Genomic DNA, 23,674 nt, shown 5'->3' on the forward strand with positions numbered 1-23,674 from the left:
GGCCGCTTCGGTCGGGGAGTCGGGCGGGACCGGCCGGGAGCCGGGTGGCCGTTTCGGGCCGGGCGGACCGGGAGCCGGGCGGGCCCGGCCGGAGCCGGACGCCGGACGCCGGACGCCGGCGGAGGATCGCCCGCCCGACACCGATGACGTAGCGTGAGGTGCGTGATAGGTCACTATGAAGCAATTCTGTTCGATATCGACGGGACGCTCGTCGATTCCACCGCCGCCGTCGAACGCACGTGGAGGACGTGGGCTGCCGAGCACGGTCTCGACGCCGCCCACATTCTGAGCATCTGCCACGGGGTTCGCTCGAGCGACGTCGTCGCCAGGTATTTGCCAGCCTCCGAGATTCCGGCCGCGACCGTCGAGCTGGAAAACATGGAATTACAAGATCTGGAGGGGGTGACGGCCCTCCCCGGCGCGGCGGACCTGTTGGGCCGACTCCCCGAAACTCGTTGGGCCGCGGTCACTTCTGGATCCGGGCGGCTGATGCGCAAGCGACTCTCCGCCGCGGGCCTGCCGGTCCCCGACCACTTGATCGCTGCGGACGACGTCGTCGCGGGCAAACCCGATCCCGAGGGTTACCGCAAGGCAGCCGACGCTCTCGGCGCACCCATCGACCGTTGCCTTGTCATCGAGGACGCGCCGGCAGGCATCGCCGCCGGTCGCGCCGCGGGTGCGACCGTGCTCGCCGTGTGCACCTCCCACCAGCGTGCCGAGGTCGACGACGCCGACGTCGTCGTCGACTCCCTGACCGACGTGTCGGTCTCGGTCGGGACCGACGGAATCCAGGTCGAGGAGGCTCCGGCCGACCGGGCTCCGGCGCGGGAAGGTTGAGGACCCCATGACTCATGTGATGCTTCCACTCCGAACCGAAAGACTCGAACTACGGCTTCACAGAGAGTCGGATGCTTGGTGGATGCACCGCATTCTCTCCCGTGCGGATGTCTGTCGATACCTGCCGTATGGCCCCCTCTCGGAAGAGGGCGCACGCGAGAAGAATCGCGAACGGATGGCCCGCACAGGCCTGGACGACGACGCCGGCGCGCTGAGCCTCGCGTTCGAGGTCGAGGGCAAACCCGCCGGATGGGTTTCGACCTGGTACACCGACCGCGACTACCGCATCGCCGAAATAGGGTGGACCGTCGATCCGGAGTATTCGCGTCGAGGCTTCGGGACAGAAGCGGTCACGGCGACGCTGAAGCTGGCTTTCGAACAGTACGGAGTTCACCGCGTCGTGGCGCGGGTTGATCCGCGGAATACGGCGTCGGCCGCACTGGCCAGGCGGGTGGGTATGTCTTGCGAAGGCCACCAGCGGAAAGACTTTTGGAACAAGGGCGAATGGAACGACACCCTGATCTTCGCCCTGCTGGAGGAGGACTCCGGCGTCGAGACGAGGACCCCAAGGTCCGACTGAGTCGCGCGGAGCGGCGCGGGTCAGGGTCCGACTGGGCGGCGCGAGTGCAGGATCCGGTTGGGCGGGGCGGGGCGGGTCCGGTTGAAAAGCGGCTGAGTCTGGGGCTCGGGCTCTCGGGCTCTTGGGCTCTTGGGCTCTCGGGCTCTCGGGCTCTCGGGCGGTGTCTGGCGCATGTGTTGAGTGGCGGTTACCCGATTCGGTGCCGCTTACCGCCGTTAGGAGGCGGCTGAACCACCACCTAACGGGGGAAAACGCCTCACCAGCAGGCAACCCCCACCCAACAGGGCTGGAGAGCGCCCATTTACTGGCCGACGTCGGCGGACAACCCCCACACCATCGGGTAACCACCATCCAGCCGGACCCGAAAGCGCCCAAGCACCGACCGACGTCGGCGGGCAACCCCCACACCATCAGGCAAACCCCACCCAAAAAGGCCGCGACCCCACGCGATGTCGCCAGCAAGCCCGCGCGAGGTGGCAATTCTGCGCGATCCGGAGCGCGAAGTGGCAACCTTGTGCAGTTTTACCCGCGAAATCCGCTCAAAATTGCCACCTCAGCATGGAGTGGCGCTCAAAACTGCCACCTCGACACAGAGCCACCTCGACACAAAGCCACCTCGACACAGCGCCACCGCACGAAGCCGCCGCAGCGCCCATCACGCCCGGCCGTACAGCCTCGAGCCTTCTTCGACGCCTTCGAAACGGAACGGGGACCGGGTCCGGCGCTCGGTCGTGAAGTTTTCCTGCGCCTCGACGAACGTGCCCGGGTGCAGCGCGCGGTACTGGTCGTAGCCGATCGGTTCGCGGGCGTCCAGGATGCCCAGGTGTTCCTGGACCCTCAAGTGATCGCGGTATCCGGGCTGGATGACGCCCACGAAGAACTCGGAGACCGCGCCGGAGCCGTAGGAGAAGAAGCCGACGCGCTCCCCCGGGATCTCCTGGTCGGAGTCGAGCAGCGCCAGGAAGCCCAGGAAGATCGAGGCCGTGTAGCTGTTGCCGAGCTGTTGGTTGTAGCCGAAGGTCGGGGCCAGGGCGGCCGCGGCGTCGGCCTTCTCCAACGGCGTGCCGGCCTCTTCGGTCAGTCGCACGTGTGCCTTGACCGCCATCTTGGTGAAGGGCTGGTGGTAGCAGAACCAGTCGATGTCGTCGAAGTCCACGCCGCCATGGGCGCGGTAGTCGTGCCACGCGCCGACCAGGGCGTCGAGATAGGCGCCGACCGAGAACTTGCCGTCCACCAGCGCGGTGTTGCGGTAGTTCGGCCGCCAGAAATCCTGGACGTCCAGCGTGTACACGCCCTGGGCCGGTTCGATCGCCAGAATGTCCGGGTCGGCTTGGACCAGGAATGCGACGGCGGCCGCGCCCTGCGTGGGCTCGCCCGAGGTCTCGAGATCATACCGGGCGACGTCGGCGGCGATGACCAGAACCTTCTCTTCCGGGTTCCGGGCCACGATGCCCAGGGCCATCTGAAGGGCCCCGATACCGCCGTAGCAGGCCATTTTGGTCTCGATCGTCCTGACCTCGCGGGGCAGGTCGAGGAGACCGTGCACGTACACCCCGGCCGACTTGGACTGGTCGATGCCCGACTCGGTCGCGAACAGCAGCGTGCGGATACCGTCCGTGCCGTTGCGGTCGATGATGCGCTGCGCGGCCGCGGCGCCCATGGTCACGATGTCCTCGTCCTCGGCGGGCAGGCTCATCTTCTCCTGGCCGATGCCGATGTAGTACTTGTTGACGTCGATCCCCTGCTTCTCGGCGAGGTGCGCGAGATCGAAGGAGTAGTGACCGGTCGCGAAGGCAATGTCCTGGATGCCGCTGGCGGCAGGGCCCGACGCCGCTGTGCGCGCGTCGCCGTTGCCGGCGCCCTCGGGGAAAGTCTGGGTGTTGTCAGTGCTCAACTACTGATTCCTTTCGATCTTCACGTGGGCTTCCATGAGCTCACCAGGATTGGTCTGAGCGGCCAGGAGGGAAAGCTCCCCGCACAGGACCGATGCGGCGCAGAGCACCGCGAGACGATGCGCGTTCCCGCCCGGCTCCCGGTCCTCGCGGCAACCGAGCTTCCGCAGGTTGTCCTCGACCACGCTCAGGCCCGCGCCCTTGCCGTTTCCGACTGTTCCCACGATGAGATTGGGCAGATTGCACGAGAAGTACAGAGCCCCGTCCCGGACCTCGGCCGTCGTGATGCCTTGTGATCCTTCCACAATATTCGCCGCGTCCTGGCCTGTGGCAAGGTAGAACGCCAACAGCATATTCGCGTAGTGGGCGTTGGCCGCGCGGAGGCCGCCGGCAAGATTCGTGCCCACCAGGTTCTTCCGGGTGTTGAGGTCCGCAACCTGTTCGGGCGTGGTCTTGAGGAACCGGACGACGACGTCGCGCGGGATCAGGATTTCGGTGATCACGCTCTTGCCGCGGCCGAGGATTCCGTTGACCGCGGTGGGTTTCTTGTCGGAACAGAAGTTCCCGGAGATCGACCCGTACTTCAGTTCCGGATACTGCTGGAGGATCCACGGCATCAGGTTGTCGGCCGCGAGCGTGACCATGTTGTGCCCCGAGGCGTCGCCGGTGGTGAAGTCGAAGCGCACGTACAGGAGGTTGCCTGCGTGCTGGAAGTGCAGGTCGATGAGCTTCGCGTAGCGGGACGCCCCGGAGACCACGGCCTGCAGGTCGTCGCGGCGCGCATCGAGTTCTTGGGCCACACGGTGCGCGGTCCCGGCGTCGGGGGCCTCGAAGTAGACGGAACGGGTCATGCGGTCATCGACCAGGGTCGCCCGAATTCCGCCCTCGACCATGCGGGAGATCTTGGATCCTCGCTTGACCGAGGGCCACAAGGGCGTCTCGTAGGTGGCCAGGGGGACCTCGACCTCTTCGTTTCCGATCACATTCCCGGACACGCGGATCGGACCGATCCACTGGGTCGGGACGGGTGTCTGAAACGGTTCCTGCATTTTTCCTCCGGTCATTTGCTGGTGCCGCGCCTGGAGGCCAGGGACTCGAGGTCCGCCCCGCGCAGCCGTGCGGATTCGGCGAGTTCGCCGCTGATCAGCACGTCGGTTGTGCTCAGGTCCTGCGTCGTGGCCGCCCCGAGCATCGCGTACATTTCGGTCAGTCGGTCCCGCCAGTCGGTGATCTGCTGAACGAGTCGCTCGGTACCGTCGGCGCCGGCGTCGAGGCCGGTCTCGCCCAGGACGGTGTGCAAGAACGTTCCGGCGACACCGACGGCACGCGCGCCGAGGGCAAGCCCGCGGACGACGTCGTAGGGGTTGCGCACCCCGCCCGAGGCCAGCAGTGCGGGGCGCTGCGTCGCCTCCGGGAGGGTGGTCGCATCGAGCAGCGAGAACGGCGCCGATTGGCCGAAATCGGCCAGGAACGAGTAGTCCTTGCCGGCCCGTCGGTCATTCTCGACCCGGGCGAAATTGGTTCCGCCGTTGCCCGCCGTGTCCGCGACGGTCACACCCAAGGAAGCGAGCAGGGCGATGGTCTCGCGGGTCATTCCGAAACCGACTTCCTTGACGATCACCGGAACCGGTGTCGCCTCGACCACGGCCGCGATGTTCTCGCTCCACGCCCCGAACCCGCGGGACCCTTCGGGCATCACGGTCTCCTGGACCGAGTTGACGTGGATCTGGAGCGCATTGGCCTCGAGCGCGTCGACCACGCGGCGCGCCTGGTCCGGCGTGGCGTCGGCGCTGAGGTTGCCCATCACGAAGCCGCGCGGATTCTTGTCCCTGAGCACGCGGAACGTCGGCAGGACGGTCTCGTCGCGCAGGTAGATGCTCATCGATCCGGTCGCGATGGCGATTCCGGTCTCGGCCGCAGCCTCCGCGAGGGCCGCGTTGACGCGTCCCGTGGTCTCGGTCCCGCCGGTCATGCCGTTGATGTAGAACGGCAGGGGCCAGCGGACGCCGCCCGGCAGAGAAGTCGAAATGTCCACGTCCGCGGCGTCGATCCCTGCGAGGGCGTGGTGGACCAGCCGGACGTCGTCCCACGGCGTGCGGTGCGGTTCCTCGCGCTGCTGGGCCGCGGCGAAGTTCAGGTGGTCGTCCTTGCGGTTTCCGGTCATGCGGAGTCCCTCGGGTCGGTGGGGCGTGCTGAGTCGGTCAGGATCTTCTGGCCGCGCGGTGATACGCGGAGAGGCAGCGGGCGGATATTGGCCGAGATCCAGGCCCTTTCGAGGTCGCGGTCGTCGCGCCCCGCCGGGCCGACCGCGATGCCGCAGTCGCCGCCGCCGGATCCCGAGGACTTGGCGGCCCACCCGGTCTTCAGCGCGGATTCGACCAGCTCGGTCAGCTCGGGGGTTTCGATGATGCTCGCGCGCTGCTGGGCCAATTCTCCCAGAAGAGCCCGCGCCGCGGCCACGATATCGGCCACATTATCAGTGTTTCCACTAGTCAGAACGTGTTCCAGGCGTTCGACGAGGTCGTCACTGCGGTCCAGGAGGTCCGCAGGCAGGGCCGTGTCCTTGCGCAGACGACCCACGAGCTCCGGCGTGTCCGCGGGTTCGCCCGTCCAACCGACGCGGACCGTCAACGGCGATTCCTCGACGGACTCGACGTCGCCCGGTTCCGCGAATCCGGCGGTCGCGGGCACTGCCCGATCGTCGCCGTCGGGGTCGAGCTCGTCCAAACGCTCAAGGCGCAGGCCCGGCCAGGGGGCGTCCAGGAGCTCCGCGACGGAACGCTCGCGCGAGGCGTCGAACAACCACTGACGGTCGGGGGAGGCATAGGAGACCCATCCCCCGAGTGCGCTCGCGGCGATGTCTCCTCCCGAGGTCGTGCGGGTGACCTGCACCGTGGCGATCATCGCCAGGCGGTAGACCTGGTCCGGGGTGAGCTCGAGACCGTAGATTCCGCCGATGGCGGCGACGGCGGCGACGGTCACGGCCCCCGACGATCCGAGACCGAATTTGGTTCCGGTCGCGGCGTCGTCCAGGTGGCTGCTGACGTGCAATTCGTAGTGCCGGGCGGCGATCCCCTTCTCCCGGCGCAGCCCCTCGACCGTGTCGAGGGCCGCGATGAGGTAACGGTAGAAGCCCGCGGTGTCCTCGTCGAAGTCGACGACGTCGCCGGAGTGCCGCCACGAAAGGCTCCGGTCGGTGCCCGTGGAGAACAATGTTCCGGCGTCCTCGGCCGGTCGGGCCTCGACGCGGACGTACCTGTCCACAGCAATCAGGATCGCTCGATGCCCGGGCTCGACGACGGCGTACTCCCCCAGAACGTAGAGCTTGCCGGGTGCCTCGGTAACGATCATTCGTTCTCCACCAAGTGCGCGCCCGGTCCGGACCGGGCCGGAATGAGGTCCAGACCGGGGAAGCGGTCGGCCAGCGCACGGTGGGTCCGCTCCAGGTCGGCGTTCCGGCAGAGGACCGCGACGTTGGGACCGGCGTCGGCCGTTCCGTAGACCTCCAGCCCGTCGGACCGCAGCCTTTCGACCGTGTCGAAGACTTCCACCGATGTGGGGGCGAGGTACCGCACGGGAGGCCGGGATCCGTTGATCGCCGCGTGCATGCGCAGGGCGTTGGACTCGGTCAGTTCCCCGACGCGGGTGTAGTCGCCCGCCGCGAGCGCCTCGCGCATGTCGATCAGATCCTGCGTGGTTCCGGTGACCCACCCGTCGAAGTACGGCGAGGTCCGGATCGTTTCGCGCATCGCGACTCTGGAGGAGACGGCCTTCTCCGCAGCGGAGACGACCACGATGACCATGGCCAATTCCGGTCCGGGAATGTTCTCCGCGTACGACGCCGCGTCGGCCACCTCGCCTGCGCCCTCGCCCGCGTGCCATTCGACGAGATCGCCGATCACCGAGCGGCACGCCGACCCCGAACCGCGCCGGGCGAGGCGGGACAGGGAAACGGTGTCCGTGGGGAGGCCGTAGGCGCTGCTCGCCGCCGTGGCCAGTGCGGCGAAGCCGGAGGCACTCGAGGCCAGCCCGGCCCCGGTCGGCACGGAGTTCTCGGATTCGATGCGCGCCCGGACGCGGCTCCCGGACTGCTCGCGGACCAGGTCGAGGAAAGTGCGCACCCGGTCCAGGGGAGTTCCGGTGACCGCTGCACCGTTGAGGAGGAACCGGTCCTCGTCCAGGGACGGGTCGAGGGTGAGGCTCGTCCGGGTCGGAAAGACGTCGAGGGTCAGGGACAGGCTGCCGGTCCACGGGAGGACCAGCTGTTCGTCCCTCTTGCCCCAGTATTTGATGAGGGCCAGGTTGGGGTGGGCCACTGCCGTGGCGCGCTCTGCGGTCACTGCTCGAGCTCCTCGGGGTTCAGGATCCAGGTCTGGAGCGCCCCGGCCTGCAACAGGTGCGAGGCGAGGTCCTGCCCGTGCTGGAAGTCGCTCGCCAGGGCGATCACGCAACCGCCGCGACCTCCGCCCGTCAGTTTGGCGCCGAGAGCACCGGCTTCACGCGCCGAGCGCACGAGCTGGTCGAGGTGCGGGCTGGAGACCGACAGTTCGTGGAGTGCTTCGTGCACTTCGTACATGCGGCGGCCGAGGGCCACGCGTTCGTCGTTCTTGAGGTTCTCCCGTGCTGCAATCGTGTGGTCACGGATGGTTTCGAAGTATCGGGCGACGTCGTCCGGGTTGGTCCGGCGCATTTCGGTCACGGCGCCGACCGCGGAGTGGGTGTCGCCTGGCTGTCCCGAGTCGGCGACGACGATGGGCGCGCCCAGGTTGACCTCGATGCCTTCGGCGGACCCGTTCTGGAACCAGATCGGCGACCGGCTGAGCACGGTGTAGGCGTCCAGACCGGACGGGTTGCCGTGGGCGACCCGTTCACCCGTCTGGACGAGTTCGTGACGGACGGTTTTGGGCAGGTCGTCGCCCGTGAGATCGAGAATTGCGTTGACGATGCTGGCTGCACCCGCCGCGCTCGAGCCGAGACCCCGCTCGAGGGGAAAGTCCCCGATACAGGTGATGTGGAGCCCGCGTTCCGGGCGTCCGATGCGTCGGAGTGTCGCGGTGATCGTCGCTCCCAGCGGGGCGAGCATGGGAGGCGCGCTGGACAAGGGGCCGTCGTAGATGTCGACCGTGAGCCACACCGGCCCGGGGGACGGCGTCGCGGTGGCCGTGAGCCCGACCTGGGGCAGAGGAAATGCGATCGCCGGATGGCCATGGACCACCGAGTGTTCCCCGAAAAGAATCACCTTGCCCCAAGCGACGGACTGGCCGACCGCGGAGGCCTGGAGGGGGTCGGCCTCTTTCAACTTGTGCAAATCTCTGAACTCCGATGGGCAGGGGAAGGTACTTTCCTGAACGGATCAAGCATATTCCGTATCCCCCAAGTGTCACGCACTGGGCCGGGACGTCGTGATTCATGATCCTGGGCATCGGCCGCCGTCGGACGCGGGGAACGTGCCATCACCGTCAGCGGGGTCAGCCGTCGGAGCGCCGGGATCTCGGGGAACCCCGGGCCGCACCGATGTACCCAGGATATCGAACCACGGAGTCGGGGTCGCTCGACAGACATGGAGCCCTGTGCCCATCACCATGGCGCAACGTGGCGCACTTCATTCCGTGGGCGTCATACCCGCGGCTTCACCACCTGCCGAGGCTCGGGTCGAAGGCCGGATCGAACCGCCGCATGTACCCGGTGTCGTCGCGTTCGGTCATCCCCGAGGCCAAGTACTGTTCGTGCAGTCGTCGGAGCTTGTCGCGGTCGAGGGAGACGCCGAGCCCGGGCGACGTCGGGACAGCGACGGCGCCGGCGTCGAAGGAGAACGGCGAACCGGCCACGACGTCGTCCTCGGGGTCCTTCCATGGCCAGTGCGTGTCGCACGCGTAGTCGATATTGGGGGTCGCGCCCGCGGCGTGAAGCATCGCGGCCATGCTGATCCCCAGGTGGGAGTTGGAGTGCATGGACAGTCCCATGCCGAAGGTCTGAGCCACTCCAGCGAGGAGCTTGGTCTGCCCGAGCCCGCCCCAGAAGTGCGGGTCGGACAGGATCACGTCGACGGAGCCGCGTCGCACGGATTCGGGGAGCTGGTCGAAGGCCACGACCGCCATGTTCGTGGCCAGCGGCATCGGAACCCGCTGCCTCACGTCCGCCATGCCGTCCAGACCCGGTGAGGGGTCCTCGAGGTATTCGAGCTTGCCCTCGAGCCGTCGGCCGACCCGAACGGCCGTCTCGACCGACCACACGGCGTTGGGATCGAGCCGGATCGGCATCCCCGGGAACCGGTCCGCGAGCGCTCCCACGGCCTCCGCCTCCGCCTCGGGGGCGAGAACCCCTCCCTTGAGTTTGAGCGCGGTGAACCCGTACTCCTCGACCATGGTCTCGGCCTGGGCCAGGATCCCGGCAGCGTCGAGCGCCTCACCCCATCGGTCGGGTTCCGCGCCGGGGTGCCCCGCCCACTTGTAGAAAAGGTATCCGGTGAACGAGACCTCGTCCCTGGCCAGTCCTCCGAGGAGGGTGCTGACGGGAACGCCGTACTGCTGACCCTGGATATCGAGGGCCGCGACCTCGAACGGGGAGTACACGCGGTCCAGGGTCGAGGAGGCCGTGACCATCCCCGCCATTCCGTCGCCGCCCGATGTTCGGTCGTCCGTCAGTGCTCGCGCCACGGCCTGGCGCAGCGCATACGGGTTCTGCACGTCGAGCCCGCGCAAGGACTCCGCGGCCATCTTCAGCCGGGACACGTGGATCGAGGAGCCATAGGATTCCCCCAGCCCGACGACGCCGCCGGACGTTTCGACCTCGACGACGGAACGCAGCGCGTACGGTTCGTGCACGCCGACCGAATTCAGCAGGGGTGGGTCGGCGAAGGCGACCGGTGTGATTCTGATGTCCGCAATAGTGGTGGTGTCCGTCATGGCGTGCCTTTCTGATCGGGTGTTGCGTGGAGGCCTGTGTGTGGGGAATGCATCCGAGGGGCTGCGTGTCGGGGGGTGTCCGGGCGAGGCTTCGTCCCCCGTCGGCGTCGAACGGGGCGTGTCACGAAAGGACCAATAGGCGCCGAACCCTGGTGCTCCGACGTGCGGGACTGACAAGGTGAAAACCTCAGAGAAGCCGCATGTGCCCTGGCGTCCGCTTCCAGCGGACCTCATGCGCCGGACCGGCCCCACCACAGCAAAGATTGTGAGGACCAGCCCTGAAAAACTCGACCAGCCCCATAGCAGCCCGTCTGACGAGAGCGTCGCGATATCCCCACGTGGTCTCCGGCCCGCACCGTCACCCGAAATCCGACCGCCACCTGGCCTATATGCTCGTCCTTCAAGCAGGGGCGCTGAACGCCGTCGGCTTCACGGCCCTCGGAATCTATACCTCACACATGAGTGGCATGGTGGCCGACATTGCCCAGCACACGATGCTCGCCGAGTTCGCCTCATTGCTCACCGGAGTGCTGGCCGTAGGTGCCTTCATCGCCGGAACCATGGCGAGCACGATCCTCTTTACCTGGGCGAAGAGACGAAGACTGGCGAGCAGGTATGCGAACGTCCTCGCCGTCGAAGGCCTTCTGGTCCTCGCCGTGGGTTTCCTCGCGGGCGACCTCGACCATGTGCGGGCGGATCTCATCCTCGTTCCGGCGCTCTGCTTCGCGATGGGGCTCCAGAATGCACTCATCACGAAGATCCGGGACTTCCCCGTGCGCACGACCCACGTGACCGGGATGATCACCGATTTGGGCGTCGAGATCGGCAAATGGATCTACGGCGGAATCCCGCGAGGCGCCTCATCGGTTCGGATGGATCCGCACAAGGCCAAGGTCCTGGCCGTTCTGGTCCTGTTGTTCATGGTCGGCGGCTCCCTGGGGATCGTCGGTTTCTGGCTGTTCGACTTCCGCGCGCTCATGGTCGGCTCTCTTCTGATCCTTCTTCTGTCCGCCCCCACGAGCATTCGCGATATGGCACGCGCCGGACTCCGGCCACGCCGCAGACCCGGCGGCACGGCAGCGTAAGGCTCCGCACCGGCCCGGCCCGCGGGTCGACTCGATACCCACGGGGTCACGGGCGCGGCGAGCCGGCTCAGATGACCAGGTTCATGACGAGCACGCCTCCCAGTCCGAGGACCGAGAGGACCGTGGTGTAGGTGGTGCGCGCCTTGAGGGTCTGGACGACCGACAGGTTGAAGTACTCCTTGAACATCCAGAACCCGGGGTCGTTGACGTGGCTGACGGCGATCGAACCGCACGTGGTCGCCAGGACCATGAGCTCCGGGGAGATGCCGCTCGAACCGACGAGCGGGGCAGCGATGCCGGCCGCCGTCGTCACCGCGACGGACGCCGACCCCAGGGCGATGCGAAGGATCACGGCGGTCAGCCAGACCAGGATGATGGGGTGGATCGGCCACCCGGAGGTCATGTCCGCGATGTACTGGGCGATACCGGTCGAGACCAGGACCTCCTTGAAGCCGCCGCCGGCGGCGATCACCATGATGATCATGGCCATGGCGCGCGCCGAGTCGGCCATCGAGACGGCGAGTTCCGTGAGCGGTCGGCCGCTCAGGGGACCGAAGATGATGATCGCGACGATCAGGGACAGCAGCAACGCGATCGTCGGGGAACCGATGAAGGTCACCGCGTGCATCAGCGGCGTCCCCTCGGTACCGACCATGATGTAGATTTCCGCTCCGGCGATCAGCACCACGGGAAGCAGGGCGACGACGACGGACCGGAGCATGGTCGGCATCTCGTCCTCCGTGAAGGACTTCTCGGACACGAGCCCCCGGGGGATCTCCGGATCGATTTTCTTGACGAAGGACAGCCGCGGCCAAACCATCGCGATGATGGCACCGGCAGGGACGGCGATGAAGAGTCCGTAGAGCAGGGAGAGGCCGGGTGAGGCCTGGTAGATGCTCGCCGCCGCCGTCGGCCCCGGGTGCGGGGGAAGGAAGGAGTGCATCGTGGACAGGGCGATCGACATCGGCAAACCGACCCAGAGCAGGTTCGTGCGCGTCGCCCGGACCAGGGTGAAGACAATCGGGACCACGATCACGAAGGCCGCCTCGTAGAACATGGTCACGCCGATGAGCATGGCCGTGGCGATCATCGCCCACTGGACACGTTTCTCGCCGAGTGCCCCGACCACCTTGAGGGCGATCCGTTGCGCGGCCCCGGCGTCGCCCAGAATGCGGCCGATCATCGCGCCGATGCCGATCACCGCAAGGGTCTCTTCGAGCTGACCGCCCATTCCGCTGCCGATGATGTCCGGGATGTCGGAGACATCGGCGGGCTTGTCGTCCACCGTCAGAACACCCGACAGGGCACCCCACCCGGCCACGAGCACCGAGACGATCAGCAGCGCAACGAAACCGTTGAGCTTGTACTTGGTCATCAGGATCAGCAGCAATGCCACTGCGATGGCCACGATGAGTAAAGGCATCAGATTCTCCTTCGAACCCTGCCGTCCGGGCGTTGCCTCGGCGCAGGTCGGATGCGTCAGGTCGTGTTCTGGTTCACAGTGTGATTGAGCTTATGATTCATGTTTCAATATTGTCTAAGACTAGATTTGCATGAAGTAATACTTGAACCGCATCACTCGTTCTGGAGGAGCACATGTTCACCCTCGATCAGCTCCGGTGTTTCGTCGCCGTTGCGGAGAACCTGCACTTCGGCCGGGCCGCCGAGGAACTCTCGATGACGCAGCCTCCCCTGAGCCGCCAGATCCAGAAGCTGGAGAAGAGCCTGGGAACCGAACTGGTTCGGCGCACCCACAGGAAGGTCGAGCTCACGGCGGCCGGCGCCACGTTCCTCGACCAGGCACGCCTGGTCCTCTCGCACGCGACCAGGGCCGGAGAATCGGCCGTCCAGGCATCGCGCGGCCTCCGCGGGCGGCTCAGTCTCGGATACACCGCCGCGGCCGGACTCACGCTCCTGGGGCCGATCCTCACCCTGGCGAAGGAGCGCATGCCCGATGTCACGGTCGAGCTGCATCAGATGGTCACCTCGCGACAGCTCGAGGCTCTCGAGGACGGACGCATCAACGCCGGTCTCGGCCGCCTTTCGAGCGCCTCCGAGGACTTCCGGGCCGATCTGATCCACACCGAGGGTCTCGTCCTGGCCGCCCCGACGGGCCACGAGTTGCTTTCCGGACGCCATTTGCATCGCGAGGATGTTGCCGGGCATCCGCTGATCATGCACTCGGCGGACGGGGCGCGGTACTTCTACGACCTCGTCGTCCGGAACTTCTCGATCGACCACTCGGACGTCTCCCACTCCCTGAGCCAGATCACCACGATGATCAGCCTGGTGGCCGCCGGGCACGGCATCGCCCTGGTTCCGGAGTCCGCGACCAAGTTGAACTTCCCCGGCGTGGGCTACCGCCAGTTCGACGACCTGCGCCGCGACATCGTCGAACTCCAGCTCATCACCTCGGCGGACAACGCGACCCCCACGGCATCGCGATTGAAAGAGCTTCTGGACGCCGCCCCCGCCGAATGGGCGGGCTGACCTCCCAATAGTGATACCCCTGATGCATCACTGGATGCGGAATTGCACTTGGACGAGCATGAGACGCAGTTCATAGACTCCGAGAAGTCCCACTTCCAGACGCGCGAATCATTCGAGGAGTTCCCATGGCGCAGTTCTCACCCCACGAGTTGGCGGATCGTCTCAAGGACGGTTTGCTCTCTTTCCCAGCGACCGCGTTCGACGCCCAGGGCGAACTCGCCGAGACCACGTACCGAGACCACATCGAGTGGCAGTCGGGGTTCGACGTCGCCGGGCTCTTCGCCGCGGGCGGCACGGGTGAGGGTTTCAGCCTCACGCCCGAAGAGAATGCGCTGGTCACCGAGTGGGCCGTCGGCTCGACTCGGCCGGAGGTCCCGGTTCTCGGGTCGGCTTCCGGCTCCACGAAACAGGCTATCCGGTGCGCCCGGGCCGCCGAGCAGGCCGGGGCCGAAGGCATCCTTCTCCTCCCTCCGTACCTGACCGAATGCGATCAGGACGGGCTGCTCGAGCACGCCTCCGCCGTGTGCTCCGCGGTGAACATCGGCGTCATCGTCTACAACCGGGCCAATGCGATCTACTCGGCCGAAACCATTGCGCGACTGGCCGAGAAGCACCCCAACCTGGTCGGGTTCAAGGATGCCCTGGGCGACATCGAGCACCTGGCGCGCGTGACCGCGGTGAACGGGGACCGTCTCTTCTACCTCGGCGGGCTGCCGACGGCGGAGACTTATGCGCTCCCGCTGCTCCAGATGGGAGTCAGCACCTATTCGTCCGCGATGTTCAATTTCGTCCCGGACTTCGCGCTGGAGTTCTACGCCGACGTCCGACGCCTCGACCACGCCGCCGTCCAGGAGAAACTTCACAGGTTCGTCTTGCCCTATCTCGACATCCGGGACCGCGGCAAGGGCTACGGCGTCTCGATCATCAAGGCCGGCCTGCGCATTGTCGGACACGACTGCGGATCGGTCCGGCCCCCGTTGCACGACCTGCGCGAGCAGGACTACCACGACCTCGAACGGCTCGTCCGCGCGGCGAACGTCGCGGACGTTCCCACCACCCAGAAAGGGGAAACACGATGACCACCACTCTCAACGGACAGTCCTTGATCAACGGTGAATGGATCGAAGGGACCGAGGGAGACATCAGGGCTCTGGACCCGAGCACGGAGGAGAACCTCGATCCCGTGTTCACCCTCATCGGCCCGGACCAGCTCGACGACGCCACCCGGGCCGCCGAGCAGGCGTTCCCCGAATACAGCGCGACCGAACCCGAAGCGCGAGCGCGGTTCCTCGATCGCATCGCGGACAACCTCGAGGCACTCAGGGAGGACGTGGTCGATCGTGCCCGGCGGGAGACCGGCCTGACCGAGGCCCGTCTGAACGGCGAGCTGACGCGAACCGCAAACCAGTTGCGACTCTTCGCCGGAGTGGTCCGCTCGGGCTCGTTCCACAGGGTCCGGATCGACCCCGCGCAGCCTGACCGGAAACCGGCTCCGCGGGCAGACATCCGCCAGCGCATGGTTCCGCTGGGTCCCGTGGCCGTTTTCGGGGCCAGCAATTTCCCGCTGGCCTTCTCGACGGCCGGCGGTGACACGGCCTCCGCCCTCGCCGCGGGCTGCCCCGTGGTGTTCAAGGCCCACAACGCCCACCCGGGAACCGCGGAACTGGTCGCCCAGGCGATCCACGACGCCGTGACGCAGGAGGGCCTGCCCGGTGGCACGTTCTCGCTCGTCTACGGGCCCGGGGCGAAAATCGGCCAGAGGCTCGTCGCGGACCCCAGGATCACCGCCGTGGGCTTCACCGGATCCCGATCGGGCGGGCTGGCCATCGCGCGCACCGCCTTCGAGCGCCCCTCCCCCATCCCCGTCTACGCCGAGATGAGCTCGATCAACCCCGTGATCGTGCTCCCCGGGGCCCTGGGCTCGGCGACGTCCTCCCTTGCTGAAGCCTTCGTGGGTTCGGTGACGGGGTCATCGGGCCAGCTGTGCACCCAGCCCGGACTCGTCTTCGTGCCCGAAGGCCCCGAAGGGGACGAGTTCGTCTCCCGCGCGGTCGAGCACATCGACGCCTCGACCGGGCAGACGATGCTGACACCCTCGATCGCGAGCTCGTGGGCGTCGGGCGTGGAGAACTTGTCCGGTCAGGACGGCGTCGACGTCATCGCCCGCGGTTCGGCCGGAGAAGGGGCCAATGCCCCCGGTCCCGTGCTGTTCCGGACCGACGCCGAGACCTTCCTCGCGAACGGCGAGCTGCAGAAGGAGATCTTCGGCGCGGCGTCCCTGATCGTTCGTTACGCCGAACCGGCGAGCCTCGAGGAACTGGTCGCGGCCCTCGAGGGCCAGTTGACGGTCACCGTCCAGGCCTCGCCCTCCGATCGGGACGACGTCGCCGCCCTGCGTCCGCGTCTCGAGCGGCTGGCCGGCCGGATCCTCTACGGAGGCTGGCCGACCGGCGTCGAGGTCGGACACGCGATGGTCCACGGCGGGCCGTTCCCGGCCACGAGCGATGCGCGCACGACGTCCGTCGGCACGTTGGCGATCGAAAGATTCCTGCGGCCCGTGGCGTACCAGGACTTCCCCGAGGACCTTCTGCCTGCGCCGGTCTCGGACGCGAATCCGTGGTCGGTCGGCCAGTCGGTCGACGGCAAGTAGGCCCGAGGAAAGCGAGAACATGCCATGACGTCCGCATCCGTTCCCAGGATCGAACGCATCGAGGTCGTGCCGGTGGCCGGCCACGACTCGATGCTGCTCAACCTCTCCGGCGCCCACGCCCCGTTCTTCACCCGAAACATCGTGGTGATCACGGATGGCGAGGGCCGCACAGGGGTGGGTGAAGTCCCCGGTGGTGAACCGATCCGATCGACGATCGAACAGGCCGCCGGCCTCCTGACCGGCCAACCGGTCACCCGTTACAAGTCCCTGCTGCGGCAGGTCTCTTCCCGTTTCGCCGGCCAGGACGTGGCCGGACGCGGGAACCAGACGTTCGACCAGCGCGTCACGATCCACGCCGTGACGGCCCTGGAATCGGCGCTGCTGGACCTCAACGGGCAGTTTCTCGGTGTTCCCGTCGCCGAGCTCCTGGGTGACGGGCAGCAGCGGGACAGCGTCCCCATGCTGGGGTATTTGTTCTACGTCGGCGACCCGGACAAGACCGACCTTCCGTACCTGCGGGAGCCCGGGGCCAGCGGATGGGACCGGCTGCGGCGGGAAGAAGCCGTGACCCCGGAGGCCGTCGTCGATCTTGCCAAGGCGGCCGCCGAAAAGTACGGGTTCAAGGACTTCAAGCTCAAGGGCGGCGCGCTGCCCGGCGAGGCGGAGGTCGAGACCGTCAAGGCGTTGAGCAAGGAGTTCCCGGACGCCCGCATCACCCTCGATCCGAACGGCGGCTGGTTGCTCGACGACGCGATCAGGTACGGGCGCGAGATGGCCCCGTACATCGCGTACGCCGAGGACCCCTGCGGCGCCGAAGGCAGGTTCTCCGGGCGCGAGGTCATGGCCGAATTCCGCCGGGCCACCGGCCTGCGGACGGCGACCAACATGATCGCCACGGACTGGCGGGAGATGGCCCACGCGATCCGGGAGGCCTCCGTGGACATTCCGCTGGCCGATCCGCATTTCTGGACGATGTGCGGATCCACCCGCGTCGCCCAGCTCTGCCACGACTTCGGGCTCACGTGGGGTTCGCATTCGAACAATCACTTCGACATCTCCCTCGCGATGTTCACGCAGGTCGGTGCCGCGGCCCCGGGCAGCATCACGGCCCTCGACACCCACTGGATCTGGCAGGACGGTCAGCACCTGACCACCCGCCCCTTCGAGATCCGGGAGGGACAGATCGACGTCCCGCAGACGCCCGGTCTGGGCGTGGAGATCGACCGGGACCGGCTCGAGGAAGCCCACCAGCTGTACCTCGACCACGGACTCGGGACGCGGGATGACGCCGCGGCCATGCAGTACCTCGTGCCCGGGTGGACCTTCGATCCCAAGCGTCCGGCACTCGACCGATAGGAGACCATCATGACCACCACGACTCGGGACTCGATCCGACACGTCGCCCTCTCGACCGCGCGGCTTCCGCTCTCGGTCCCCATCTCCGACGCCAAGGTCTTCACCGGCCGCCAGAAGCCCATGACGGAGGTGGTGTTCCTCTTCGCCGAGATCACGACCGAGCAGGGCTTCGAGGGAGTCGGGTTCAGTTATTCGAAGCGGGCCGGCGGCCCGGCCCAGTACGCCCACGCCAAGGAGATCGGCGAGGGTTTGTTGGGCGAGGACCCCAATGACATCGCCCGGATAGGCACCAAACTCGTCTGGGCGGGCGCATCGGTGGGGCGTTCCGGCGTCGCGACCCAGGCCATTGCCGCGATCGACCTGGCTCTCCACGATCTCAAGGCGAAGCGTGCGGGGCTCCCCCTCGCCAAGCTGCTGGGCGCCCATCGCGACTCGGTGCGGACGTACAACACCTCGGGAGGCTTCCTGAACGCCTCGATCGAGGAGGTCAAGGACCGTGCGAGCCAGTCGATCGAGGAAGGAATCGGCGGGATCAAGATCAAGGTCGGTCTTCCCGATTCGGCCGAGGATCTGCGCAGGGTCGCGGCGGTTCGCGACCACATCGGTCCGGACGTTCCCCTCATGGTGGACGCCAATCAGCAGTGGGACAGGGCGACGGCCCTGCGCATGGGTCGGCGTCTCGAGGAATTCGACCTGACGTGGATCGAGGAGCCGCTGGACGCCTACGACGTCGAGGGCCACGCGGATCTGGCCCGCTCACTGGACACCCCGATTGCGACGGGCGAGATGCTCGCCTCCGTGGCCGAGCACGAGCGGCTCATCGACAACCGCGCGTGCGACATCATCCAGCCCGATTGCCCGAGGGTCGGCGGCGTGACCCAGTTCCAGAGGCTCCTGGCCTTGGCCGATCAGGCGGGACTGGATCTCGCGCCGCATTTCGCGATGGAGATCCACCTCCACCTGGCCGCGACGTATCCGAGGGAACCGTGGGTCGAGCACTTCGACTGGTTGGATCCCCTGTTCAACGAGCGCCTGGAGACCAAGGACGGACGGATGATCGTTCCCGACCGCCCCGGCCTGGGCGTGACTCTGAGCGACCAGGCACGAGCCTGGACCACCGACTCGGTCGAATTCGGGGTCAGGTAGCAGCGAGTTCGGACGTGGCGGCGTCGTGCCTTCGGGCGCGACGCCGCCTTGTCCATACCAGAGCGATGCCGCCCGACGCCGCGACGCTCGCCAGCGCGGCGACGGCGCTCATCCAGGACACCGCGGTCTCCATGGACCACCAGGAGGTCAGCACGCCGACGGCAATCGCCGGGACCCCGGCACCGAGGTAGAACACCAGATACAGCGAGGCGTTGACCCCTCCCCGGGATTCCGCCGGGGTGACGCCGTCGAGCATCGCCGTCGCGCCTCCGTAGGCCAGACCGTGCCCCGCGCCCGCGAACACCGCGGATCCGAGGACGACGTCGATGCTTCCGCCTCCGTCGAGGGCCAGAACCGCCAGACTCGCACCGATCAGTCCGAGACCGAGAATCTGCATCCGGATCGGGGAGATGCCCACGATCAGGGGCTGGGTCGCCATCGAGAACAGGAGCATCGCACCCAGGACGCTCCCCGTCATCGCGGTCGTGGCATCCGGGAGGGTCCGTTCGAGAACGGTCGGGATCGTGGCCAGGAAGATCCCGGCCCCGGTCCAGGAGAGGAAGCCGGTGGTCGCGGCCGCCAGGAACAGGTGCCGGATCTTTCGCGGGACGCGCGGTGCGGTCGGGCGCCACGTGCGCAACGAGGCGACGCCGACGCGCGGGAGCCCCAGAACCAGGACCCAGCACACGACCAGGAGCCCCAGGTGCACGAGATAGGGCAGCGCCCCCGGCAGCGGAGCCCATTCGGCCAGGACTCCGGCGAAGAACGGGCCGGCCGCGGTGCCGGCAACGAAGGCCGAGCTCGCAAGGACGGAGGCCCAGATCTTGTACTTGTTCGCGTGCACTGCCGACGTCTCGATCACGCACGCGGTCGCAGGGCCGGTCACGGCGCCGAGGGCCAGACCGTGGAAGGCGCGGCCCAGGAACAGCGAGAACGTGCTTCCCGCCCACAGGAAGCACAACGATCCCGCCCCGGAGAGAACGATGCTGGCCAGGAGCACCTTCCGACGGCCCAGCACGTCGGAGGCCGGGCCGAAGAGGAGCAGCGCGGGGATGCTGACCAGCGCGAACGTAGCGTAGATCAAGATCATGGTCAGGTCGCTGAACCCCAGCTGTGCCTGGTACCCGGGATAGAGCGGGGACGGGATGTAGGCCCCAGCGGTCAGGACGATGAGCAGTGCGACGCCGGTGGCCACCTGCCCCCTGGTCGTGGTCACGTGCTCGGTCCGAGCGCCCCGAGCGGGCACTGCGAGACTCCGACGCCGACGGACGGCAGGCTTGCCTGATGGGGAAAGCACACGATGATTCAGCATGCTTCCACTATCGAACGCCGGACTGCTGAATAAAAGCAAACGTTTTTTGACGCTACCTTGTATGTTTTTTGTATGATCGATGCGCGTTTGAGAGTCCTGCAATTGTTGGCCCACCACGGAACGGTGACCGCCGTGGCCAAGGCCATGAACTACACGCCATCGGCCGTTTCTCACCAATTGCGCCAGCTCTCCGAGGAACTCGGCGTGACGCTCCTGGCCCAGGTGGGGCGAGGCGTCCGGCTCACGAGCGCGGCCCACACCGTTTTGCGCCACGCGGCCGTGATGTTCGCCCAGGAGGAGCGGGCCCGGGCCGAACTCGCCGCCGACCCCGAACACGTCACCGGCTCGTTCACGATGTGCGGATTCTCCACGGCCGCAACCCGGCTCCTGCCCCAGGCCGCCGCCCACTTGCGCGAGAACTTCCCGGAGACCACGGTCCGGGTCATCGAGGCCGAACCCTCGCGCTGCTTCGACCTGTTGCTCTCGGAGGACGCGGACCTGGCCCTGTACACGGCGACGTCGATGACCCCGTCCTCCTCCGATCCGCGTTTCGACCAGGTGTACCTGGCCGACGACCCCCTCGAACTGGTGGTTCCCCGGGACCACCCCCTCGCCCGCAAGCCGTCGGTGCGTCTCGCCGAGGCGGCCGACGAGCCGTGGATCGTCGGCCGCCCGGACAGCGCCTATTACCAGCTCGTGATGGCAGCTTGCCTGGGCGCAGGCTTCTCGCCGAACGTCGCCCACCAGGGCGACGAATGGGAAACGGGAACGGCTCTGGTGGCCCACGGCTTCGGCGTCTTTCTGGTGCCGCAATTGGCCAGGCTCCATGAGGACTGGCCGGTGGCACGCATCCCGCTCCACGGGGATCCGACGCCGAGCCGCCGGATCTTCAGTGCGACGCGCCGCGGGGCCCGCGACCACCGCTTGGTCCGGGCCGCGTTGGACGCCCTTCCCGTCTCCCTGCTCCACGATCGCTGACGATCCATCGGTCTGCCCGGCTTGTTCGGCACCGACCTACCACCCATGAGCCCACCGCGGCACGGCGGGCCCATGAGAGAGGTGAGGCCGTGACCATACCGCGACTGCTTGTTTCAGAATTGAGGCCAAAACTTAACCTGCCGCGGCGTCTGCTTCAGTAGCGTCCGAAGTGTTCGATGAATCACCACCACTTCACGGATCGGAGACCCGCGATGATGACGAACACGAATATCCGGACATGTGCCGCACTCGGGGCCGCAGGAGCTTTGGCACTCGGCTCGCTGTCCTTGGCGGCACCCGCACAGGCCGAAGGCACTGACGGTTCGAGCCTGTGCAACCGGCAGGTTCCGGGCAACCCGGACGCACCCCAGACCCACGCCGACGCCTGGCTCGAGGAGCACGGCACGGCGCCCCGGGCCTACGACATGTGGCGCGGAGCCGGCGGCCAGCCCAAACTGGTCCAGCAGAATCAGGGTTCGACCGACTACAAGCTGACGATCCCCGGTACGGGCACGGAGCAGAAGCCCGCACCCGACGGGAAGTACCAGGTCAAGATCGGCAACGGCCTGTGCGGCGAAAACATGCTCGTCGAGTCGAAGGGCGGGATCCTGGACCTCTCCGGTGCCGAATCCTTCGACCAGTTGCCCGGCAACCTCATGGTCCAAGTTCCGGGTCGGGTTGCCGACGACGAGACCGACCCCGAGAACCCCGCCTACGTGAGCCCCGAAACCGGGGAGCCCTCGGACGGGCCCAGCCTGAGGATCGGGGCCACCTACTCACCGGCCGAGAACACCCTCGCGGTGATGCCCACCCAGGAAGAGGTTTCCTGGGGTTATCCGAACGGTGTTCCGGCCATGCGGGCGGGAAGTTTCGACTCCATGACCATCAACCCGCAGAGCACCCTCCCCCTCTCGGAGGACGGTGACTACCAGGTGGACGTGACGTACCGAGATGCCCCCACGGGCAAGGGCGAAACGATAAACCTGGACGCCCAGATCACCAAGGACGAGCACGGGCAGCTGCAGATCGAAAGCAAGGACTTCAAGACCTTGCCGACTGGTCGCTATGCCCTGCTCATCCACGATGTGCAGAACCGCACGGGCCAACAGGTCTTCTTCAGCGTCGCGGATCCGGACATGTACCCGGATGATCCCGAGCTCCACCTGTACGGCGATCCCTGGTGATCGTTGCGGATCGGCTGACGTGACGCATCGGCGTCGAGATCGGGCCGCGGTCGATTGTCGGATCGACCGCGGCCCGGCCCGTCACGGGACGCGGTGGGTCCATTCCTCGGTGCCGAATTTTTCGTCGACGAGCCGGCGTCCCGCCTCGAGGTCGGCCTCGGACAGCTCGGCCCACGTCGCACCCGTGCGCGCCTCGAAGGTGCGCCCCATGGTGGCGATGATCCCCTCCCGGCTCTCACCGGTCTGACGGCGCAGCGGGTCCACACGCTTCTTCGCGCTGCGAATTCCCTTGTCCGATATCTTGGCCTGGCCGATACGGAGGACGTCGGTCATCTTGTCCGCATCGATGTCGTAGGACATGGTCACGTGGTGGAGGATCGCACCGCTGACTCGCTTCTGGGCGGCGCCCCCGATTTTCCCGCCCGAGGACGTGATGTCGTTGATCGGTTTGTACCAGGCGTTGACCCCCAGTTCGCCGAGGGCCTGGAGCACCCACTGGTCGAGAAACACGTACGACTGTTCGTAGCTCAGCCCCGCGACCAGCGAAGCGGGGGCATACATCGAGTAGGTCACGCAGTTGCCGCCCTCCATGAACATCGCCCCGCCACCGGAGATGCGCCGGACGACGTCGATCCCGTGCCGCTCGACGCCCTCGGGCTGCAATTCGTTCATGTAGGACTGGAACGAGCCGATCACGGTGGCCTTGTCCTCCCAGTCCCAGAATCGGAGCGTCGGCCCCCGGCGACCCGCCGCGACCTCCTCCAGCAGGTACTGGTCCAGGGCCACGTTGAGACTGGTCGGAAGGGGGCCGGGGCGCAGGATGCTCCAGTCGAAGTCGCCGAAGTCCTTCGCACCCGTGATGGCCCGCCGAACCACGAGGGCGACGTCGCCCGTCGAGAACCCGTGCAGGTCCAGCTCGTCGCCGAAGGTCGCGAGCGCCGCATCGAGGCGTGCGGTAAGGGCCGCGCCGTCGTCGGCGATCGAGGAGCCCACCAGGGCGGGCGCGAGCTCGAAGAACGCCTCCTCAGGCTCCAGGAAGAAGTCCCCCGAGATCGTCGCGTTCGTGATCCGGTCACCCTCGACGACGACGTCCGCGACCACGAGCTTGCCCCCGGCCACCTTGTGTTCTGCGTGGAATGTCTGCTCAGCCATGACTACAGCCTACGCACGGCCACGACCCCGCCACCATGCCAGGGGGCGCGAGGGCGGCGGAGCGGGCGCGGGTCGAGTTGATGGGCTCGGGGGTCGAGGGTCGGGGC

Annotated in this window: 20 protein-coding genes; 10 read left to right on the forward strand and 10 right to left on the reverse strand. The window is 67.2% G+C overall.

The annotated features are described in order from the left end of the window. Nucleotides 1–162: 162 nt before the first annotated feature. Complete coding sequence (locus EWU68_RS12085; protein WP_129316390.1) at nucleotides 163–837, forward strand: HAD-IA family hydrolase; 675 nt, start codon at nucleotides 163–165, stop codon at nucleotides 835–837. A gap of 19 nt (nucleotides 838–856) precedes the next feature. Beyond that, complete coding sequence (locus EWU68_RS12090; RefSeq protein ID WP_129316409.1) at nucleotides 857–1,417, forward strand: GNAT family N-acetyltransferase; 561 nt, start codon at nucleotides 857–859, stop codon at nucleotides 1,415–1,417. Nucleotides 1,418–2,072: 655 nt separating this feature from the next. Here the strand turns inward: EWU68_RS12090 and EWU68_RS12095 are convergent. The 7 genes from EWU68_RS12095 to EWU68_RS12125 all read right to left on the reverse strand — a co-directional run bounded on the left by EWU68_RS12095 (nucleotide 2,073) and on the right by EWU68_RS12125 (nucleotide 10,214). Further along, a complete protein-coding gene (locus EWU68_RS12095) occupies nucleotides 2,073–3,311 on the reverse strand; it encodes a hydroxymethylglutaryl-CoA synthase (protein ID WP_129316391.1) in 1,239 nt (412 codons plus the stop codon). Beyond that, nucleotides 3,312–4,358: a hydroxymethylglutaryl-CoA reductase gene (locus tag EWU68_RS12100; RefSeq protein ID WP_202976723.1), complete on the reverse strand. Its 1,047-nt coding sequence runs from the start codon at nucleotides 4,356–4,358 to the stop codon at nucleotides 3,312–3,314. An 11-nt stretch (nucleotides 4,359–4,369) separates the two neighbouring features. Beyond that, nucleotides 4,370–5,473, reverse strand: coding sequence for a type 2 isopentenyl-diphosphate Delta-isomerase (gene fni, locus EWU68_RS12105; protein WP_129316393.1), 1,104 nt, complete (start codon nucleotides 5,471–5,473; stop codon nucleotides 4,370–4,372). Next, entirely contained in the window at nucleotides 5,470–6,660 is a 1,191-nt protein-coding gene (locus tag EWU68_RS12110; RefSeq protein ID WP_129316394.1) for a phosphomevalonate kinase, read from the reverse strand. The genes fni and EWU68_RS12110 overlap by 4 nt, the downstream gene beginning before the upstream one ends. Then, nucleotides 6,657–7,649, reverse strand: a complete 993-nt coding sequence (gene mvaD / locus EWU68_RS12115) for a diphosphomevalonate decarboxylase (protein ID WP_129316395.1) — start codon at nucleotides 7,647–7,649, stop codon at nucleotides 6,657–6,659. Before mvaD ends, EWU68_RS12110 begins: the two co-directional genes overlap by 4 nt. After that, entirely contained in the window at nucleotides 7,646–8,617 is a 972-nt protein-coding gene (gene mvk, locus EWU68_RS12120; protein WP_129316396.1) for a mevalonate kinase, read from the reverse strand. Before mvk ends, mvaD begins: the two co-directional genes overlap by 4 nt. Before the next feature lie 322 nt (nucleotides 8,618–8,939). Beyond that, nucleotides 8,940–10,214, reverse strand: coding sequence for a glucarate dehydratase family protein (locus EWU68_RS12125; RefSeq protein WP_129316397.1), 1,275 nt, complete (start codon nucleotides 10,212–10,214; stop codon nucleotides 8,940–8,942). 389 nt (nucleotides 10,215–10,603) lie between these two features. Between EWU68_RS12125 and EWU68_RS12130 the strand changes: the two genes are divergently transcribed. Continuing rightward, the gene (locus EWU68_RS12130) at nucleotides 10,604–11,299 is read left to right on the forward strand and encodes a YoaK family protein (protein ID WP_129316398.1); all 696 of its coding nucleotides are present in this window, start codon (nucleotides 10,604–10,606) and stop codon (nucleotides 11,297–11,299) included. A 67-nt stretch (nucleotides 11,300–11,366) separates the two neighbouring features. Here the strand turns inward: EWU68_RS12130 and EWU68_RS12135 are convergent, their stop codons facing one another. After that, entirely contained in the window at nucleotides 11,367–12,722 is a 1,356-nt protein-coding gene (locus EWU68_RS12135) for a gluconate:H+ symporter (protein WP_129316399.1), read from the reverse strand. Between the two features lie 173 nt (nucleotides 12,723–12,895). Between EWU68_RS12135 and EWU68_RS12140 the strand changes: the two genes are divergently transcribed. The 5 genes from EWU68_RS12140 (at nucleotide 12,896) to EWU68_RS12160 (ending at nucleotide 18,941) form a co-directional block, all read left to right on the forward strand. Next, the gene (locus EWU68_RS12140; RefSeq protein WP_129316400.1) at nucleotides 12,896–13,789 is read left to right on the forward strand and encodes a LysR family transcriptional regulator; all 894 of its coding nucleotides are present in this window, start codon (nucleotides 12,896–12,898) and stop codon (nucleotides 13,787–13,789) included. A 125-nt stretch (nucleotides 13,790–13,914) separates the two neighbouring features. Next, entirely contained in the window at nucleotides 13,915–14,868 is a 954-nt protein-coding gene (kdgD, locus tag EWU68_RS12145; RefSeq protein ID WP_129316401.1) for a 5-dehydro-4-deoxyglucarate dehydratase, read from the forward strand. Then, nucleotides 14,865–16,439: an aldehyde dehydrogenase (NADP(+)) gene (locus tag EWU68_RS12150; protein ID WP_129316402.1), complete on the forward strand. Its 1,575-nt coding sequence runs from the start codon at nucleotides 14,865–14,867 to the stop codon at nucleotides 16,437–16,439. The genes kdgD and EWU68_RS12150 overlap by 4 nt, the downstream gene beginning before the upstream one ends. A 24-nt stretch (nucleotides 16,440–16,463) precedes the next feature. Further along, nucleotides 16,464–17,795 (forward strand): enolase C-terminal domain-like protein, encoded by a 1,332-nt coding sequence (locus EWU68_RS12155; RefSeq protein ID WP_129316403.1) that lies wholly within the window; start codon nucleotides 16,464–16,466, stop codon nucleotides 17,793–17,795. A 9-nt stretch (nucleotides 17,796–17,804) separates the two neighbouring features. Next, complete coding sequence (locus EWU68_RS12160; RefSeq protein WP_129316404.1) at nucleotides 17,805–18,941, forward strand: L-talarate/galactarate dehydratase; 1,137 nt, start codon at nucleotides 17,805–17,807, stop codon at nucleotides 18,939–18,941. Here EWU68_RS12160 and EWU68_RS12165 read toward each other — a convergent pair. After that, nucleotides 18,934–20,253 carry an MFS transporter gene (locus tag EWU68_RS12165; protein ID WP_129316405.1) on the reverse strand — a complete coding sequence of 440 codons (1,320 nt, stop codon included), beginning with the start codon at nucleotides 20,251–20,253 and terminating at the stop codon, nucleotides 18,934–18,936. The two genes, EWU68_RS12160 and EWU68_RS12165, sit on opposite strands and share 8 nt — an antisense overlap. 72 nt (nucleotides 20,254–20,325) lie before the next feature. Between EWU68_RS12165 and EWU68_RS12170 the strand changes: the two genes are divergently transcribed. Both EWU68_RS12170 and EWU68_RS12175 read left to right on the forward strand, forming a co-directional pair. Then, nucleotides 20,326–21,231 (forward strand): LysR family transcriptional regulator, encoded by a 906-nt coding sequence (locus EWU68_RS12170; protein WP_129316406.1) that lies wholly within the window; start codon nucleotides 20,326–20,328, stop codon nucleotides 21,229–21,231. A gap of 212 nt (nucleotides 21,232–21,443) precedes the next feature. Beyond that, entirely contained in the window at nucleotides 21,444–22,415 is a 972-nt protein-coding gene (locus tag EWU68_RS12175) for a hypothetical protein (protein ID WP_165162145.1), read from the forward strand. Nucleotides 22,416–22,496: 81 nt separating this feature from the next. On the opposite strand, the gene EWU68_RS12180 is transcribed toward EWU68_RS12175, so the two are convergent. After that, the gene (locus EWU68_RS12180) at nucleotides 22,497–23,567 is read right to left on the reverse strand and encodes a lipoate--protein ligase family protein (RefSeq protein ID WP_129316408.1); all 1,071 of its coding nucleotides are present in this window, start codon (nucleotides 23,565–23,567) and stop codon (nucleotides 22,497–22,499) included. Nucleotides 23,568–23,674 lie beyond the last annotated feature (107 nt).

The organism is Rothia koreensis, assembly GCF_004136575.1.
GTDB lineage: Bacteria > Actinomycetota > Actinomycetes > Actinomycetales > Micrococcaceae > Rothia > Rothia koreensis.

Coding starts and splice junctions, on each gene's coding strand:
- EWU68_RS12135 (WP_129316399.1), bottom strand. CDS start 12,722: ATGCCTTTACTCATCGTGGCCATCGCAGTGGCATTGCTGCTGATCCTG.
- EWU68_RS12100 (WP_202976723.1), bottom strand. CDS start 4,358: ATGCAGGAACCGTTTCAGACACCCGTCCCGACCCAGTGGATCGGTCCG.
- fni (WP_129316393.1), bottom strand. CDS start 5,473: ATGACCGGAAACCGCAAGGACGACCACCTGAACTTCGCCGCGGCCCAG.
- EWU68_RS12165 (WP_129316405.1), bottom strand. CDS start 20,253: ATGCTGAATCATCGTGTGCTTTCCCCATCAGGCAAGCCTGCCGTCCGT.
- EWU68_RS12150 (WP_129316402.1), top strand. CDS start 14,865: ATGACCACCACTCTCAACGGACAGTCCTTGATCAACGGTGAATGGATC.
- EWU68_RS12160 (WP_129316404.1), top strand. CDS start 17,805: ATGACCACCACGACTCGGGACTCGATCCGACACGTCGCCCTCTCGACC.
- EWU68_RS12170 (WP_129316406.1), top strand. CDS start 20,326: ATGATCGATGCGCGTTTGAGAGTCCTGCAATTGTTGGCCCACCACGGA.
- EWU68_RS12175 (WP_165162145.1), top strand. CDS start 21,444: ATGATGACGAACACGAATATCCGGACATGTGCCGCACTCGGGGCCGCA.
- EWU68_RS12090 (WP_129316409.1), top strand. CDS start 857: ATGCTTCCACTCCGAACCGAAAGACTCGAACTACGGCTTCACAGAGAG.
- EWU68_RS12140 (WP_129316400.1), top strand. CDS start 12,896: ATGTTCACCCTCGATCAGCTCCGGTGTTTCGTCGCCGTTGCGGAGAAC.
- EWU68_RS12155 (WP_129316403.1), top strand. CDS start 16,464: ATGACGTCCGCATCCGTTCCCAGGATCGAACGCATCGAGGTCGTGCCG.
- kdgD (WP_129316401.1), top strand. CDS start 13,915: ATGGCGCAGTTCTCACCCCACGAGTTGGCGGATCGTCTCAAGGACGGT.
- EWU68_RS12180 (WP_129316408.1), bottom strand. CDS start 23,567: ATGGCTGAGCAGACATTCCACGCAGAACACAAGGTGGCCGGGGGCAAG.
- EWU68_RS12110 (WP_129316394.1), bottom strand. CDS start 6,660: ATGATCGTTACCGAGGCACCCGGCAAGCTCTACGTTCTGGGGGAGTAC.
- EWU68_RS12125 (WP_129316397.1), bottom strand. CDS start 10,214: ATGACGGACACCACCACTATTGCGGACATCAGAATCACACCGGTCGCC.
- EWU68_RS12130 (WP_129316398.1), top strand. CDS start 10,604: ATGCTCGTCCTTCAAGCAGGGGCGCTGAACGCCGTCGGCTTCACGGCC.